The organism is Flavobacterium macacae (assembly GCF_003865365.1).
Taxonomy (GTDB): domain Bacteria; phylum Bacteroidota; class Bacteroidia; order Flavobacteriales; family Flavobacteriaceae; genus Flavobacterium; species Flavobacterium macacae.
Genome location: NZ_RQVR01000008.1, coordinates 22,124 through 38,058, shown reverse-complemented (window position 1 = coordinate 38,058; position 15,935 = coordinate 22,124). Strand labels below are relative to the sequence as shown.

General features: G+C 37.2%; 13 protein-coding genes. 10 read left to right on the top strand and 3 right to left on the bottom strand.

What is annotated here, in order from left to right; all coding sequences use genetic code 11:
* Window positions 1-288: 288 nt before the first annotated feature.
* A complete protein-coding gene (locus EG849_RS08190; RefSeq protein WP_125012597.1) occupies window positions 289-1,299 on the bottom strand; it encodes a TQO small subunit DoxD in 1,011 nt (336 codons plus the stop codon).
* An 818-nt stretch (window positions 1,300-2,117) separates the two neighbouring features.
* Here EG849_RS08190 and EG849_RS08185 point away from each other — a divergent pair.
* From EG849_RS08185 to EG849_RS08160, 6 genes are all read left to right on the top strand, one after another.
* Window positions 2,118-2,687, top strand: a complete 570-nt coding sequence (locus tag EG849_RS08185; protein WP_125012596.1) for a YceI family protein — start codon at window positions 2,118-2,120, stop codon at window positions 2,685-2,687.
* Window positions 2,688-2,782: 95 nt separating this feature from the next.
* Window positions 2,783-3,358 (top strand): DUF417 family protein, encoded by a 576-nt coding sequence (locus EG849_RS08180; RefSeq protein WP_125012595.1) that lies wholly within the window; start codon window positions 2,783-2,785, stop codon window positions 3,356-3,358.
* Between the two features lie 45 nt (window positions 3,359-3,403).
* On the top strand, window positions 3,404-4,468 hold the full coding sequence (locus EG849_RS08175; protein WP_125012594.1) for an FUSC family protein: 1,065 nt from the start codon (window positions 3,404-3,406) through the stop codon (window positions 4,466-4,468).
* A gap of 432 nt (window positions 4,469-4,900) precedes the next feature.
* Complete coding sequence (locus EG849_RS08170; RefSeq protein WP_125012593.1) at window positions 4,901-6,139, top strand: M20 metallopeptidase family protein; 1,239 nt, start codon at window positions 4,901-4,903, stop codon at window positions 6,137-6,139.
* A 159-nt stretch (window positions 6,140-6,298) separates the two neighbouring features.
* Entirely contained in the window at window positions 6,299-8,242 is a 1,944-nt protein-coding gene (locus EG849_RS08165; RefSeq protein WP_125012592.1) for a glycoside hydrolase family 3 protein, read from the top strand.
* 93 nt (window positions 8,243-8,335) lie between these two features.
* Entirely contained in the window at window positions 8,336-9,487 is a 1,152-nt protein-coding gene (locus EG849_RS08160; protein WP_125012591.1) for an amidohydrolase, read from the top strand.
* 394 nt (window positions 9,488-9,881) lie between these two features.
* Here the strand turns inward: EG849_RS08160 and EG849_RS08155 are convergent, their stop codons facing one another.
* Complete coding sequence (locus tag EG849_RS08155; RefSeq protein ID WP_125012590.1) at window positions 9,882-10,751, bottom strand: DUF2971 domain-containing protein; 870 nt, start codon at window positions 10,749-10,751, stop codon at window positions 9,882-9,884.
* A 296-nt stretch (window positions 10,752-11,047) separates the two neighbouring features.
* On the opposite strand from EG849_RS08155, the gene EG849_RS08150 reads away from it, so the two are divergent.
* From EG849_RS08150 to EG849_RS08135, 4 genes are read left to right on the top strand one after another with little or no spacing between them, the layout of a single operon-like run.
* On the top strand, window positions 11,048-11,695 hold the full coding sequence (locus EG849_RS08150; RefSeq protein WP_125012589.1) for a hypothetical protein: 648 nt from the start codon (window positions 11,048-11,050) through the stop codon (window positions 11,693-11,695).
* Between the two features lie 3 nt (window positions 11,696-11,698).
* The gene (locus EG849_RS08145) at window positions 11,699-12,361 is read left to right on the top strand and encodes a hypothetical protein (protein ID WP_125012588.1); all 663 of its coding nucleotides are present in this window, start codon (window positions 11,699-11,701) and stop codon (window positions 12,359-12,361) included.
* The gene (locus EG849_RS08140) at window positions 12,358-13,101 is read left to right on the top strand and encodes a sensor histidine kinase (RefSeq protein ID WP_158611930.1); all 744 of its coding nucleotides are present in this window, start codon (window positions 12,358-12,360) and stop codon (window positions 13,099-13,101) included. Before EG849_RS08145 ends, EG849_RS08140 begins: the two co-directional genes overlap by 4 nt.
* The gene (locus EG849_RS08135) at window positions 13,091-13,774 is read left to right on the top strand and encodes a response regulator transcription factor (protein ID WP_125012586.1); all 684 of its coding nucleotides are present in this window, start codon (window positions 13,091-13,093) and stop codon (window positions 13,772-13,774) included. The genes EG849_RS08140 and EG849_RS08135 overlap by 11 nt, the downstream gene beginning before the upstream one ends.
* Window positions 13,775-13,870: 96 nt before the next feature.
* Here the strand turns inward: EG849_RS08135 and EG849_RS15725 are convergent.
* Window positions 13,871-15,935, bottom strand: a 2,065-nt coding sequence (locus EG849_RS15725; protein ID WP_199732266.1) for a T9SS type A sorting domain-containing protein, incomplete at its 5' end; no start/stop codon positions are given.

Below are 15,935 nucleotides of genomic sequence, written 5' to 3'. Positions count from 1 at the left end.
TCCCGATTGATTTTGATATTAAAACATAGAGAAACCCTAATTTTTTCGAATCAAGATTATGTACTTAAAAATTATCTCGAGCAAGGATGACATTTTTAAGATGATTAATTAAGTTAAGATTTGAGTTTTTAAAGATATGTGGTCTGGAAGAAAATTTTAATTTCTTCACTATTGAAAAAGTTATAAAATCTAAATTACGAGAAACAAAAGCTATTTCATCTTATAGATTTAGGTAAAAAAAAAAGCCGTCGTGTTTTAATTCGACAGCTTTTATTTGTTCTTATAATACTATTTTAGTTTAGCAATCCATTCAATTCCGCTGATATCGATTAGTTTTAGAGAATAATTTTCGTTGATTATTATTCCTTCTAAGTCAATTGTCAAATCGGCTTTTGAGCCAAGTGGTAAAATCAGACTGTGTTTTCCGGGTTTGATTTTCGCGACATAATGATTGTTGATTTTTTCTTTTGAAAAGCGAGCCAATTCATTTTGATTTATAGATTTTATAATTTGATTATTTTCGTCTAAAATCTCAATTCCAATTAAAAAGGAACCGTAAACATCAGCACCTTCCACACGGTATAATTGAAAAGTAAGCTGCGAATTATTGTGTTTAATATTCGAAATTTCAACTTTTGGTTTCACTGATTTGTTGTGAAGTGTTCCGAATACGCCACCGTGAAAATATTGATTGGTATATAAAGTAAGTCCGAAAATGACTAACGACATGACCAGAATTTTTGGTGCTAAATTTTTTATTGGAAGTAAACCCGAACCTAAAAAAGCAAACCATTTTTTTTCTGTAAACGCGTAAGGTTTCTTCATCAGATAATTATCCAAAGAATACATTCCGCTTCCGGTAAGAAAAAGGGTAAATCCGCTCGCGACACCCAAAACTCCGATTTGCCATTCGTCCAAACAAGTAGTTCCTAACCAGCCCGAGCCCAAAAGAATCCCCATGGCGAGAAAAAACACCCCTATACTCATCAGCCTTGTAAAAAGGCCTAGAATAATGAATAATCCAACGATGGCTTCAATAATTGTAAACGCAATCATTGATGTTTGCAAAGCATCAGGGTTGGTAACTAAATATTCAATAATGGGTTTGATGCCTAAAGCGTTGGGCAGAAAATGATTGAATTTTTCTCCAATATAACCTGCTTCGTCAGGAATAAGTTTGTTTTCTAAAATAAGTCTTCGCCAAAAAGCCGAAAAATACGTCCAGCCAATTACCCAACGTAATGATAATGTAAAAAGTCCAGCCCCATTATTGGCTGTAGTGTCAATATGATATTTCATTTGAAATGCTATTTTATTAAACGTGAAAATGATTTATAACCTGTAATAAAAGTTAAGCCAAATCAATTTTTAGACGTTTAAATAAAATATACTTCGGCGGACTGTTGCCCGAAAATGTTTTGGAGTAATTATTCTTAATAGGAATTGATTGCGCTACAAATAATTTCTGTTTAGAAAAATCGATAGGATCAATTTTTTTGTTGATTTTAGTTTGTTTTGCAAAACAAACGTGCTGATTTTTATTTTGCGAATATTGACAAGAGTTAGAAGATGTTGTCGTTTTTGACTTATTGAGCGATTCTGGAAGCTCAAGATTTAGGGTACTAAACAAAACTTCTTTTACGGTACACGGAGTTAATGCAAATAAAACAAACCACATCATTATGATGCGATGGAGAATATTGATACGTGTTTTAGTTTTAAGCATTGTTACAAATATACACTTATATGTTTAAGAAAATACAATCATGGATTATTGATTTAAATTGTTGTTTTTGTCTTGGATTAAATAATAAAAAAAAACGATATTTATTTTCGTTAAAATAAAAAGTACCAAATGCACAAGTGAATTTTCTGTTTCTATTTGAAAAATAGAAAATATTAAAATACTCACTATGCTAAACTCAGCAAAACCATTAAACCGTACTCAGAAATCTTTGTTAAAGATAAACACTCAAAAGTTCAGATAATTATAGATTTTGTAATTTTGTAAAACATCCTTACTTCCTAAGAATCTCAAAGAGAACTACCGAAAAGCACAACTATTAGTGAGACTTATCAATATTTTTTTTTAAATAATAATTTTAAATTTTAACAACATGAAAAAAGCATTTTTATATTTAGCAGTAGTATTTATTTCAGTGAGTGCAATTGCTCAGACGCAATGGAAAGTTGATCCTCATCATTCTTCTTTAAATTTCAATATTTCACATTCTGGAATTAGTATCGTGAATGGTAAATTTTTAGAGTACACCGGAAATTTGACTACTAATGACAAAGCCCTTAAAGATTCAAAATTTGAGTTTACAGTGGATGTAAAAAGCATTGATACCAATGTAGATGCGAGAGACAATCACTTAAAAAGTGCTGACTTTTTTGAAGTTGAAAAACATCCTACTATGACTTTCAAGAGCACTAAAATGGTCGCTTCAAAAAAAGCCAATCATTATACATTACATGGCGACCTTACTATAAAAGGCATAACTAAACCCGTAGTTTTTGAGGTAACTTATGGAGGAATTGCTAAAGGTGACAAAGGAGAGAAATTAGGAATGAAAGCCCAAACGACGATTAATAGATTTGATTATAACATCAATTATGACCCAACTGCAGCAGGTATTGGAAAAGAGGTGACTATCATTGTTCACTTACAATTCGCTAAGCAGTAATCTTTTTTTAATCAAAAAATTAGGTTAAAAAAAAATAGATACAGAAATGTTTGCAGAAATTTGCAATCCAATCTCACAAAAATAAGATTACTAAAATGAAAGATTTGATTAACTTTTTTGCAGGCAGCCAATTAAAATTTATAAACCTTGCTCGAATTTCCGTATGTATTGTTATGGTTTGGATAGGAGGATTAAAGGCGTTTCAGTATGAAGCAGATGGTATTGTTGCATTTGTAGCCAATAGTCCGTTAATGAGTTTTTTTTACAGTAAAGATGCTCCAGAATATGCACAGTATAAAAATCCAGAAGGGAAAACGGTTCAAAAGAACATTGACTGGCACACGGAAAATAATACTTATATTTTTTCCTACGGATTAGGGGCTGTAATTATAATAATAGGGATAGTGACCCTACTTGGAATTTGGTCTGCCAAAATTGGATTTATCGGAGGACTGCTGACTTTTGGAATGTCGTTGGTCACACTAACCTTTTTAATTACAACACCAGAAGTGTATGTACCCAATTTAGGAGGTGATTTCCCTACACCTGAATTCGGGTTTCCTTACTTATCTGGTGCGGGTAGGTTGGTAATCAAAGATGTTATTATGATGGCTGCCGGATTGATCATTGCATCAGACAGTGCAAAAAAGATTAAGATGTCTTTACAATAATTATTAAAACATTTTACGGCTCACTTATATGGAAAAACCAAGCGAATGATAAAATCATTTTTCAAATTCAATGTTACAAATAGGCAATGGCACATGCCCATTGTTGCAGGTGTTTCTGTGGGTATTCCTTTGTTATTGGGCTGGTTTTTAAATAATATAGAAGCAGGAAAATTGGGAACTTTGGCAGGTCTTTCCATTTTATACATCCAATCGAATCGATTAGTAGAAAGAATGATTTTCTTGATGTTGTGTTCGTTTGGAATTATGACGTCTTATACCATAGGATTGCTGTTTTCGTTCAATCCCTATTTGGCTCCATTTGCATTGGCTCTATTTTCGTTTGGGGTTCATTTTTCCTTACACAAACTGGGATTAAATCGGCCTCCAGGAAACTTCTTTTTTATTATGTTGGCTTCAATGGCGATTTGTACGCCATTTCATTTGGAAAGCATCCCTGAAAAGGTAGGTTATTTGGCTATGGGAACTATTTTGACCTGCGGCATTGGTTTGATTTATAGTTTGCTGACGTTAAAAGAAACAAACGAAGCAGAAGTTAAAAGGCCTCCGCAAAAAAAATACACGAATATCGTGGAGTCGCTTACATTCGGTTTGTTTATGGGAATTTCATTGGCTGTAGCTTTTTCGTTAAAATTAGAAAAACCTTATTGGATTCCAATTTCCTGTTTAGCCGTGATGCAAGGTATTAGCACAAAACATATCGGAATGAGGGCCGCACAGCGTATCATCGGAACTTTTTTAGGATTAGGAATTACTTGGATCATCGCCTTGGGAAATCCTTCTACTTTGGCAATCGTGATCGGCATTATCCTGCTACAAGTAATTGTAGAGTTTTTAATCGTAAGAAACTATGCTGTTTCGGTTATTTTTATTACCGTACTCACCATTTTTTTAGCAGAAACAGGTGGCGACCTTTTACAAAATACCAATCAGGTTTTCTTCGCCAGATTTATTGATATCGTCATTGGGAGCGTTATTGGTATTATAGGGGGCTGGATTTTATACCACGAGAAAATACATTTTCAGGCCACGATGCATATCAAAAAATCGAAAGTAGTTATGAAAAAAATGAATTTTCGTAAAAAAATATAAAATTAGGAAAAAAGAGAAATAAATTTAGGATTAAATAAGAAGGAGTCGTTGAAATCAGATCCGCTTTCTGTATTGGAGTTGTGACCGCCAAAAATAGTAAACAAAGAAGCCGAAGTAGACCTCAATAGTCATCCTGAAAAAAGCATTCAGAAGCATTAAATCTCCAAAAAAAGGAAGATTTACAGTGATAAACATTTCAGAAAATAACAAACTACCCTCAATATCGCTTGAGATTACCCTGCCCAAAGTTCCGAAGCAGGAATCCGTTTTAATGATTTAGTAGAGATTAAAAAGTAATTTAAAATAATTTCACAAGAACATTGATATACTGTACAACTTATTGCTTAATAGTGATATACGTATTAAAATATTAAGTAAATTTATATAGCTATTCAATAAATTCCATTTTGTACATCCTTAAATAGATATACAATGAAAAAACTTTCAATATTATTAATCGTTCTGACATTAAATACAACGGTTAAAGCTCAAAACAAACAGAATGTTAGTGCGACTGACGCTTCTTGGTTAAAAAATGTTCCAGAAAGTGATGTAATCAAATGGCGTCATCACATTCATCAAAATCCAGAATTATCTTTTAAAGAAATCAATACCAGCAATTATGTAGCTGATCTTTTAAAAAGTTTTGGAAATATTGAGATCGTCAGGCCTACCAAAACAAGCGTTATTGGAATTCTAAAAGGTTCAAAACCGGGTAAAACTGTCGCTTTCAGAGCAGATATGGATGCACTTCCGGTTCAGGAAGAAACAGGATTGCCTTTTTCTTCAAAAATTAAAAATGTCAGCCACGCTTGCGGTCACGATGCACATACCGCAATGCTGTTGGGTACGGCTAAAACCTTATCAAAAATGAAAAGCCAAATAAACGGAACGGTTTATTTCCTCTTCCAGCACGCTGAAGAAGGAGCTCCCGGAGGAGCTTTGGAAATCATCGAGTCAGGCGCTTTAAAAGACGTTCAGGCTTTTTTCGGAATGCACGTTCTGCCTAATTATCCTGTTGGACATATAGGTATTTTACCTGTTGGAGCCGCTTCAACAACTTCAGATGGTTTCAATTTAACCATTAATGGCAAAGGTTCTCACGGTTCTATGCCACAGTTGGGTGTAGATCCGATTGTTGTAGGTTCAGAAATTGTGAATTCATTACAGACAATTATTTCCAGAAATGTAACTCCTGGAGAAATGGCTGTAGTTACGGTTGGGAAATTCCAGTCTGGGAATGCACCTAATGTAATTCCTGACAAGGCAGAATTAGCAGCGAGCATCCGAACCATATCTGATCCGACGAGACAATTGGTGGAAGACCGCATCAGGGCAATCGTTGAAAACGTGACCAAAGCGCACGGCGCCACTTATGATTTGGAATACATCAAAAGTTATCCCGCAATACAAAATGACGAAGAACTTAACGCAAAGGCGAAAACGAGCGCTATTAAAGCGTTGGGAAAAGATTTTGTATTTGACGCCCCTCGAATGACGGCCAGCGAAGATTTCTCTTATTATAAAAAAATAGCGCCAACTTCTTTTTTGGTGCTGGGTGTGGGGAACGGCGTTGCCAATCACAATCCTAAATTTAATTTAGATGAAAAAGCATTAAGCAATGGTGTGAAAGCACAAGTGCAAACGATATTAGATTATTTGGGTAACTAATGTTCTTCGGTTTTCAGATACCATCAATTATTTATATATCTATAAAAAAATAATAATTTAAACTACTAATAATGAAATATTTAAATGCGTCATTAGCAGCGACTGTCCTTTTGTTTTTAGGAAGCTGTAATCAAAAATCAGGCGCTGAAACAAGTAGCATTGGGAAAACAATCCGCATCAATTCTTAAAATAGACAATTTAGAATTCAAAGATTTAAACAAAAACGGAAAATTAGATCCTTACGAAGATTGGCGCTTGTCCAGCGAAGTAAGAAGCAAAGATTTGGTGAGCCAAATGACCTTGGAAGAAAAAGCGGGTATGTTATTGATTGCCGACATGCGAATGTTCAATGAGATCTTTATGTTGGATAAAGTAGAAACGCCAAAAGCGATTACTGCTGATTTTAACGAAGAAGATATTGTGCTTGATAAAAACCAATTTACGGGCGAACCATTGGCATATCCGGTCATGAATACCGTGGGAACGACCAAAGGAATTACGCAAAACCACATGCGCCATTTTATTTGGAGAACCACGACTGCTCCTGCAGATGTCATGGCAGCATGGTCAAATAAAGTACAGGCTTTGGCAGAGAAATCTCGTTTGGGAATTCCGGTTATTTTTGCTTCAAATCCAAGAAATCACATTTCTGCAGGTTCCATGGGAGCGACCGCTTCGGCTTCGGTTGGTTTTTCAAAATGGCCTTCAGAAATCGGATTAGCTTCGATGAATGATAAAGAAACCGTTCGTCAGTTTGCCGAAATGGCACGTCAAGAATGGGCTTCTGTCGGACTTCGAAAAGGATATATGTACATGGCCGATTTGGCGACTGAACCAAGATGGCAACGTATTGAAGGTACTTTTGGAGAAGATCCGAAATTAGCTGCTGAAACAATGGAACAAATTGTTTTAGGCTTCCAAGGCGATACTTTAGGAAATACCTCCATCGCTTTAACAACCAAACATTTTCCTGGCGGTGGGGCAACTTACAAAGGTTTTGATCCCCATTATACTTATGGAAGAAATGCAGTTTTCCCAGGAAATCGTTTAGAAGAAAATATGTTGCCATTTAAAGTAGCTATTAAAGCAGGAACGTCTTCTATAATGCCGTATTATTCGCTTCCGAAAGATACCAAGTATGAAGAAGTGGCATACGCTTATAACAAAGGGATTTTGCGTGATTTATTGCGTAAAGAATTAGGTTTTAAAGGAATTATCAATTCAGATACCGGACCAATCGAATCAGTGCCTTGGGGTGTAGACAGTCTTACCATCGAGAAAAGATATGTAAAAGCCTTAGAGGCTGGAATTAATTTATTCGCGGGAAATGCGGATTCTGGTTTATTGATCAAAACCTTAAAAGCACATCCAGAAGTGATGCCTTTGGTTGATGAATCAGTGGAATTATTGCTTAAAGAATTATTCGATTTACAATTATTCGAGAACCCTTATGTTGATGTAGAAAATGCTACGGAAACAGTTGGTAAAGCAGATTTTGTAGAGGCTGGAAAAGAAGCACAGCGTAAATCGGTGGTGTTGTTGCGTAACGATCAAAAACAATTGCCATTAGCTAAAACAACCAAAGTGTATTTTGAAGACTATCAAAAAACGTACGGAAAAGTAGATGCTTTAGGCGGAAAAGTATTTGATAAAACCTATGATGGAATCACATTTGTGAAAACACCAGAAGAAGCGGATGTTATTTTATTGTGGATCAAGCCTGCGATTCGTCCGTTGTTTCCTTCAGATAGTTCGCCTTTAAAAGTGAATTTATCAAACTGTGCGATCAATGTAGATTACATCAACAAATTAACAGCGAAAAAACCAACAATTTTAGCTGTGAATTTCGCGAATCCATTTGTGATTGATGAAATCTACAACTACAAAACCAAAGAGCGTTTTGTGGGCGTAATTGGTACTTTCGGAATTAGCGAAGAGGCGTTGTTAGATATTGTTTCGGGTAAATTTAAACCAACCGGTAAAATGCCTTTTACCACTCCAATCAGCCAACAAGCGGTGGAAACCAATAAAGAAGACGTTCCGGGTTATGATGAAGGTCCTAATTATCCTTTATTTAAATTTGGGGAAGGATTGAGTTATTGATAATTCAATAGTATAGAATTTGAAAGCCTGTAAATTATGACGTAAATTGCTTCATATTTACAGGCTTTCTTTTTATTAAAACAAGAAAATAAGATGCATAAAACAGATTTAACTACAATCATCAACCTAAGGAAAGAACTCCATACAAATCCGGAACTTTCTGGTTTTGAATTTGAAACAACTAAAAGAATACGACAGTTTTTGATTCAAAATCAACCTACCGAAATCATCGAAAACTTGGGCGGAACTGGATTAGCAGCGGTATACCAATTCTCAAATACGGGTAAAACGATTGTGATCCGTTGTGAGTTGGATGCCTTACCGATTCAAGAAGTCAATGATTTTGAACATCAATCGAAGACACAAGGCGTATCGCACAAATGTGGGCACGATGGCCATATGGCCATCGTTTCAGGATTAGGATTTTGGTTAAAAGAGCAAAAGTTTAATTCTGGAAAAGTGGTTTTGTTATTTCAACCTGCCGAAGAAAATGGGGAAGGGGCACATAAAATTGTCACTGACGAAAAATTCAAAAACTTAAAGCCTGATTATGTTTTTGCACTTCACAACATTCCTAAAGAACCCATGCATTCGATTATTACTATTCAAAAAGGATTTTCTGCCGAAGTGCAAAGTTTTATAATCAAAGTTAAAGGAAAAGAATCACACGCTGCAGAACCCGAAAACGGAATCAATCCAGCGTTGGCGATTTCAGAAATTATCGCTGAAATAGCCAATTTGGAAGTGGTGAATACGGAAGATGAGAATTTTACCATAATGACACCCGTTCACGTGAGTATGGGCCAGAAGTCATACGGGATTTCTCCTGCTGATGGCGAATTGCATTACACTTTAAGGGCTTGGGACAATCCTAAAATGGAGGCTGTAAAATCTAAAATTGTAAATGCAGTAGCAACAATTAGTTCGAAGTTTCAATTGGAACATACTATTGAATGGATTGAATATTTTCCGGCAAGCATCAACGATAAAGAATGCAATGATTATGTGATAAAAGCGGCTGCAGAAAACAGTTATAAATTAATACAAAAACCGCATCCGTTTAAATTTGGAGAAGATTTTGGATGGTACGCAAAAGAATACAAAACTGCGATGTTTGGTCTTGGAGCCGGAATTGAAACTCCTGCTTTGCACAATGCCGATTATGATTTTCCAGACGAATTGATCGAAACAGGAATTACCATGTTTCAAAATATTACAGGAGCTATTTTGAATAAAAATTCTTGATCTAATTGCAATAAATAGAAAATCTTAAAGGTAAAATCTTCTTAGAATTACAGCTGCATTTTTTTGGGACTTTATTTTCTATTATAAAGTTAGGATATTTTACACAATTCATTTTAGTAGCTGGCTTTGTTATTAATTACAACATTTTTAAAACCTTCTAAAATCATTGAAATAGTATCTCCGAGTTGAACAGCTTTCTACAAGTCAACACAAATTATCATTCGTATTGTTTTTTAACCTTAGTGCTAAAGTTTCACACATCAATGCAAGCGCGTCAACGGATACTGAATTTTCTCTTTCTAGATAAAACTTTATTCGGGAAATCAAAACACTCAACTTACCGAAAATCAGTAATCTTGTTTAGTGGCGTTTAGACAATGTATACTTTATAATATTATTTAAACGAGTTTTTGAGCGCTCTTATATTTTTCATTCTCTCAAATTTTATAGCTTGCTGCTTATAATCATGTCGAATAATAAATATTTTGATTTTAGGATTTTCAGATAATACAGTTATCAACTTTTCCAAATATTCTTTTGGCATTTTATTTCCAACGTAAATTGAATCAACATTGCTTTTCCTAATTGGAATTCGTCGTTCAAATTCATTCGCGAAGAAACTTATTATTCTGTATTCTTTTTCGAAAGCATATTTAAGTCGTTTTCTGCAAAGTTCGTGAAAAAACAACACATCGTTCTGCCAGTTTTTGACCATTTCGGGAGAATGTTTTCCTTCGATAGATTTTAGTGTCTCGATTAGGTTTGGATTATTTGGTCCATTGTTTTCAAGATAAATGATGTGTGATTTGATGGATGCCTTCTTACCATAGGGTAAAAAGGCAGCATCATTTTTATATTTGAGAGCAAATCCTTTAAATCCTGAAGCATAGTAATCCCACATTTGATCTTCATCTGGAACTGTGCAAAAGCAACACACTCCTAAATTTTCGTTTAGATTGATAGAGTTATCTATGATGCTTTTTACGTATCCATCATCGGAAATCAAACAATCATATTCATCTCCAAAACCTTTTGGGTCTGAAAAATATAAGTATGAGTTTTTTAAACCTTTTAAACTATTTTCATTTGGGGCGAAATACCTATATAAAAAAGGTGGATTTGCTAGCTTGATTCCTTTATGATAAAGATTAGTGATTAAATAACCTCCAATTGTAATATGAAAAGTAATACTATGGATATAATCTTCTCTTTCCCATTTTAAATTTAAGCCGGGATAAATAGCATTTGGGTTTAATTTAGTCATGAATCAATTTTTGAAATTTCAAGTATATGTTGCCCAACTAGTATATATGTCTGACAATATCAAATGCTATTACTTTCAAATGTATATAAAAAATAGACTACCAGAAATTTAGCTAATTTTTATCTATCTGTTTGTGATATCTTTTTTGTCATTGGTAGAGTGAAAGTAATATATGTTTTTCATTAGATTAAATGTCTGTCAAAAAAACTTTTTAATTTGAAACAAAATAATACCTTTGGAATGTACGAAAACCATTCCCAAAAATCTACAAAAAAAAACATTAAACTTATTAAATTATGGACAAAACTTTAGACCTAAAAGAAATTTTGGCAAGCATTGCCTCTTGGAACACGTTGAGAAACGAGAAAAATGAATTGGTAATTAACAATCTTTTTGATGCAGGAAACAGCTTTAGCTATAACCGACCAAAATTGGAGAGTGCGCAAGACTCGTTTATTCATGTGTATCCTGGCGTTAAGGACGGCAAGTTGCTTCTTTTTGTAATTGATGCCGACAAAGATAATGCGCAAGAAGCCAAAAATCCCGAAGAAATCTTAGCTGCAATCACAGTTTGCGAACTGGACCACTCGCCAGAATTGGGTTCTGAAATCCCTACAGAAGAAGCGTTAGAACGAATCAAAAGCTGGAAAGACAACCGCATTGGTTGGGTAAAAAAACAAGTGGAAACGGAAGAAGGTATTTTTCAGGCGTTCGTCATTCCTTCTTCTGATTTGCAACCCGGACAAGAATCCAAAGTATATTTTGCACTGAAGCCAAATCCAGACGGAGAAAATGCATTTGCAGATCTTATTATTGACGATATGCAGGACAATTCTAACGATTCTGGTTTGTCAAAATATTTTGACTTGGTGCGCCCCGTGCCGCCATTCCACATAGACGGACCTTTGGAGAAAGAAAATTTCTACCTGTTGGAAATTTCTTAGAAAATGGATTTTTACGACATCACTAATTTTTTAACCTACCTTTCCCCAATCCTATTGTTTGGGGGGGTGGTTCTTGGCAGCTGCTACTTTTGGAAAATAGGTGTTTTATATAAAATAATCGTGTACTATCTTTTTGGGATGCTCGCGATTGACATTTCCGCCAGGGCATACGGAGAAATCTATGGAAGCAATCTCTTGTTTATTCCTATACTTGGCTTTGTGGAGCTTCTGGCTTTTTTCTGCTTCTACTTTTATTCCGGCATCCTTGAAAGTCGTAAAAAGAGCGTGTTTCTGGGAATGATCTTCCTGGTGTCATCTGCATTTATGGCTTGGGAATTTACAAGCATCAGCAGCAGCGCGGCACTTGAAGGATTTCAGTCCTATTCTAAAGTGCTATCTACTTTTTTAATTGTAATGCTGGCTATCGATTTTTTCATCTCCAAGATTTTATCCTCGAAAAATATCACGAAAGACCTGTTTTTCCTCAATTCGGTTATAATCATGTACTTCTCATTGGTCCTTATTATTTTTATACCAATTGATTTTTTAATCAATGATGCAACAGGTGTTAAGTACTATATCTGGTTTGCCAATCTTCTGTTTACGCTTGTTTTTTATGTTCTCTTAATTCTATCGATATGGAAAATTGGGAAGGCTCGGGGATGATCGCGAAAGGCATTGGCATCATCTTGCTGTTTGTATTTATATTGGTGCTTGCATTGGTGCTTTTAATCCGGGAAAATTTCCAAAGGATAGCACGTGTAAAACTCGAGGAAGACAAAGTAAGATTGGAACACAAGCAGAAACTTTTGGAGGCCAATGTCCAAGTCCAAGAGCAGGAACGTACAAGAATTGCAGCTGATATCCACGATATTCTGATCGGAAAGCTGACCGTACTCAAAATCAAGAATGAAATCGGCTATGAAGAGCTTGAATCTAATAAACTCATAAAAGAATGCATCACAGTCGCCAGGCAGCTTTCACATGATCTGAGTCTTCCAATGCTCAAGTATGCCAGCTTGGAAGAACTGATTTCAGAAATACTCGTGCCCTGGAAATCAGTTTTCAGCATTCAGTTCAGGACGGATATTCGTTCTGATGCCGCCCTTTCGGATACGGTGAAAATCCAGCTTACCCGAATAATACAAGAATTGATCACCAATATCGTGAAGCACGCGGAAGCCACTGAGATAGTCATCCACCTTAGGCATACTGAAAAAATACTCCTGTTACACCTCTACGATAACGGAATAGGCTTTGATACCAATGGAAAAGCAAAAGGACTAGGAATAAAAAACATAGAATTCCGTACGGATTATATCAACGCGCACTATAAAATGCGTTCGGCTCCCGGAAAAGGGACATCGTACCTAATCGTGCTAAAAGAATCAGAATTTGAAAAATAACGAAATCATAAAATTAGGGATCGTTGATGACGATGCACTGATCGTGAGTTTGCTTCATCCTTTCTTGGATAGCCAGAAAAATTTATCTGTGATTTTGGCAGCCAACAGCGGAAAAGAATTATTAGGCTATCTTGAAAATGGCGGTTTGATTCCGGATGTGCTGCTGCTCGATATGAAAATGCAGGAAATGGACGGTGTTGAAATTGCGGGCCACCTGCGGCTGCATTTTCCGGAAATAAAAATAATTGTAATCTCGTCGCATTATCAGGTTTCTTTCCTGAGCTTTATGATTAAGACGGGCATTGCCGCTTTTCTGCCTAAAGGAGTTTCCCCGAAAGAACTGGTGCATGTCCTATCACAAGTCTTTACCCATGGATTCTATTTTATGGAAGAGCAGATGGAAATTGCAGAGAAACATTTATCCGTAAAGTCACCCAAACCTTTATTAGAGCAGGGCACTGCATTGTCAAGCAGAGAACTAGATGTTTTAAAACTTCTCTGCAAGCAAAAAACAGCAAAAGAAATAGGGGAGTCGCTTTTCATAAACCAACGCACTGTAGAAGGACATAAAAATAATCTTTTCGTGAAGACGGGAGCCAAGAATATGGCGGGTTTAGTTATTTATGCCATCCAGCATGCCATTATAAAAATTGAAGATCTGCCTGCAATATAAAAATAAAGCACCGTAACAAGCCAATTGCTGGCTGCACGGTGCTTTTCTTATTATTTTATTTTATACTTCTGAGACTTCTTACAGAAGCAGCGCCTATTATTGCTTTATGATCTTTTTTGAATTGCTTCCATACTCCGATGTGATAGTGAAAATATATACTCCATTCGGCAAATTATCCACATCCACTTTCTCAACTTCATCCTTTAGCGTTTTCTGCAATAAAATTCTTCCACTGCTATCAAATACCTCAAGTTTGCAATATTTAAGCGATGAGGCAAATGGAATTTTGATAAATACATGGGTAACCGCTGGATTCGGATAAAGAACCATCTGTCCCACATTATATTCTGGAGTTCCTAAAGGTGGAGACACTGATAGGGTAGCTTCCTCTGAAATAGTTGTGCAAGATGTTCCGTTGCCAACAAGGGCTCTGTATAAGTAACCATCATATCCGATCGGTACGTTGGTTACAGTCAGCATGTTTGTTGTACTGCCGCTATAAGTAGGATTTAAACCTCCGTTGGCAACATCTGACCAAGTGGAACCGTTCGTACTGACCTGCCATTGGAGGTTTGCAGCACCATTTGACTGAACAGAAAATGTAGCTGTGTTTCCTTCCTCAATCGCTGCGTCTAATGGCTGCTGCGTTATTACAAGCGCAGCAGGCTCCGTAATAGTAACGCTTTGTGTTGCTGTACACATATTAGCATCCGTAATCGTCACCGTGTACGTTCCTGCTGAAAGTCCCGTAGCTGTCGCTGCCGTTCCTCCTGAAGGGGACCAAGAGTAAGTGTACGTTCCGGCACCCCCTGAAGCTGTCACTGCAGCTACTCCGTTTGATCCGCCGTTGCAAGATACGTTGGTCTGCGCTGTTGTTGCCGTTAGTGCCGCAGGCTGTGTTATCGTAAAGTTTCTTGTTGCTGTACAAGAGTTTGCATCCGTGATTGTTACCGTATAATTACCAGGCGTAAGTCCTGAGGCTGTCGCCGCCGTTCCTCCTGAAGGTGCCCAAGAGTAAGTGTATGTTCCTGTTCCTCCTGAAACTGCCACTGAAGCCGTTCCGTTCGATCCGCCGTTGCAAGATACATTGGTCTGCGATGCCGTTGCCGTTAGTGCCGCAGGCTGTGTTATCGTAACGCTTTGTGTTGCTGTACACATATTAGCATCCGTAATCGTCACCGTGTACGTTCCTGCTGAAAGTCCCGTAGCTGTCGCTGCCGTTCCTCCTGAAGACCACAAGTAAGTGTACGTTCCGGCACCTCCCGAAGCTGTCACTGAAGCTACCCCGTTCGATCCGCCGTTGCAAGATACGTTGGTCTGCGCTGTTGTTGCCGTTAGTGCAACAGGCTGTGTTATCGTAAAGTTTCTTGTTGTTGTACAGGAATTAGCATCCGTGATTGTTACCGTGTAAGTTCCTGCAACAAGCCCCGTAGCTGTAGCTGCCGTTCCTCCTGAAGGTGACCATGAATAAGTATACGTTCCGGCACCTCCTGAAGCTGTCACTGAAGCCGTTCCGTTTGATCCGCCGTTGCAAGCTACGTTGGTCTGCGCTGTTGTTGCCGTTATTGCCGCAGGCTGTGTTATCGTAAAGTTTCTTGTTGTTGTACAGGAATTAGCATCCGTAATCGTCACCGTGTACGTTCCTGCTGAAAGTCCTGTAGCCGTAGCTGCCGTTCCTCCTGAAGGTGACCATAAGTAAGTATACGTTCCGGCACCTCCCGAAGCTGTCACTGAAGCTACCCCGTTCGATCCGCCGTTGCAAGCTACGTTGGTCTGCGCTGTTGTTGCCGTTAGTGCCGCAGGCTGTGTTATCGTAACGCTTCTTGTTGTTGTACAGGAATTAGCATCCGTGATTGTTACCGTGTAAGTTCCTGCTGAAAGTCCTGTAGCCGTAGCTGCCGTTCCTCCAGAAGGTGCCCAAGAATAAGTATACGTTCCTGTTCCTCCTGAAGCTATAACTGAAGCCGTTCCGTTCGATCCACCGTTGCAAGATACGTTGGTTTGCGCTGCCGTTGCAGTCAATGCACTAGGCTCCGTAATAGTAACGCTTTGCGTTGTAGTACATAAATTCGCATCCGTGATTGTCACGGTGTAGGCTCCTGCTGAAAGTCCTGTAGCCGTAGCTGCCGTTCCTCCTGAAGGTGACCAAGAATAAGTGTAG

Coding starts and splice junctions, on each gene's coding strand:
- EG849_RS08185 (WP_125012596.1), top strand. CDS start 2,118: ATGAAAAAAGCATTTTTATATTTAGCAGTAGTATTTATTTCAGTGAGT.
- EG849_RS08150 (WP_125012589.1), top strand. CDS start 11,048: ATGGACAAAACTTTAGACCTAAAAGAAATTTTGGCAAGCATTGCCTCT.
- EG849_RS08180 (WP_125012595.1), top strand. CDS start 2,783: ATGAAAGATTTGATTAACTTTTTTGCAGGCAGCCAATTAAAATTTATA.
- EG849_RS08175 (WP_125012594.1), top strand. CDS start 3,404: ATGATAAAATCATTTTTCAAATTCAATGTTACAAATAGGCAATGGCAC.
- EG849_RS08190 (WP_125012597.1), bottom strand. CDS start 1,299: ATGAAATATCATATTGACACTACAGCCAATAATGGGGCTGGACTTTTT.
- EG849_RS08140 (WP_158611930.1), top strand. CDS start 12,358: ATGATCGCGAAAGGCATTGGCATCATCTTGCTGTTTGTATTTATATTG.
- EG849_RS08145 (WP_125012588.1), top strand. CDS start 11,699: ATGGATTTTTACGACATCACTAATTTTTTAACCTACCTTTCCCCAATC.
- EG849_RS08160 (WP_125012591.1), top strand. CDS start 8,336: ATGCATAAAACAGATTTAACTACAATCATCAACCTAAGGAAAGAACTC.
- EG849_RS08155 (WP_125012590.1), bottom strand. CDS start 10,751: ATGACTAAATTAAACCCAAATGCTATTTATCCCGGCTTAAATTTAAAA.
- EG849_RS08170 (WP_125012593.1), top strand. CDS start 4,901: ATGAAAAAACTTTCAATATTATTAATCGTTCTGACATTAAATACAACG.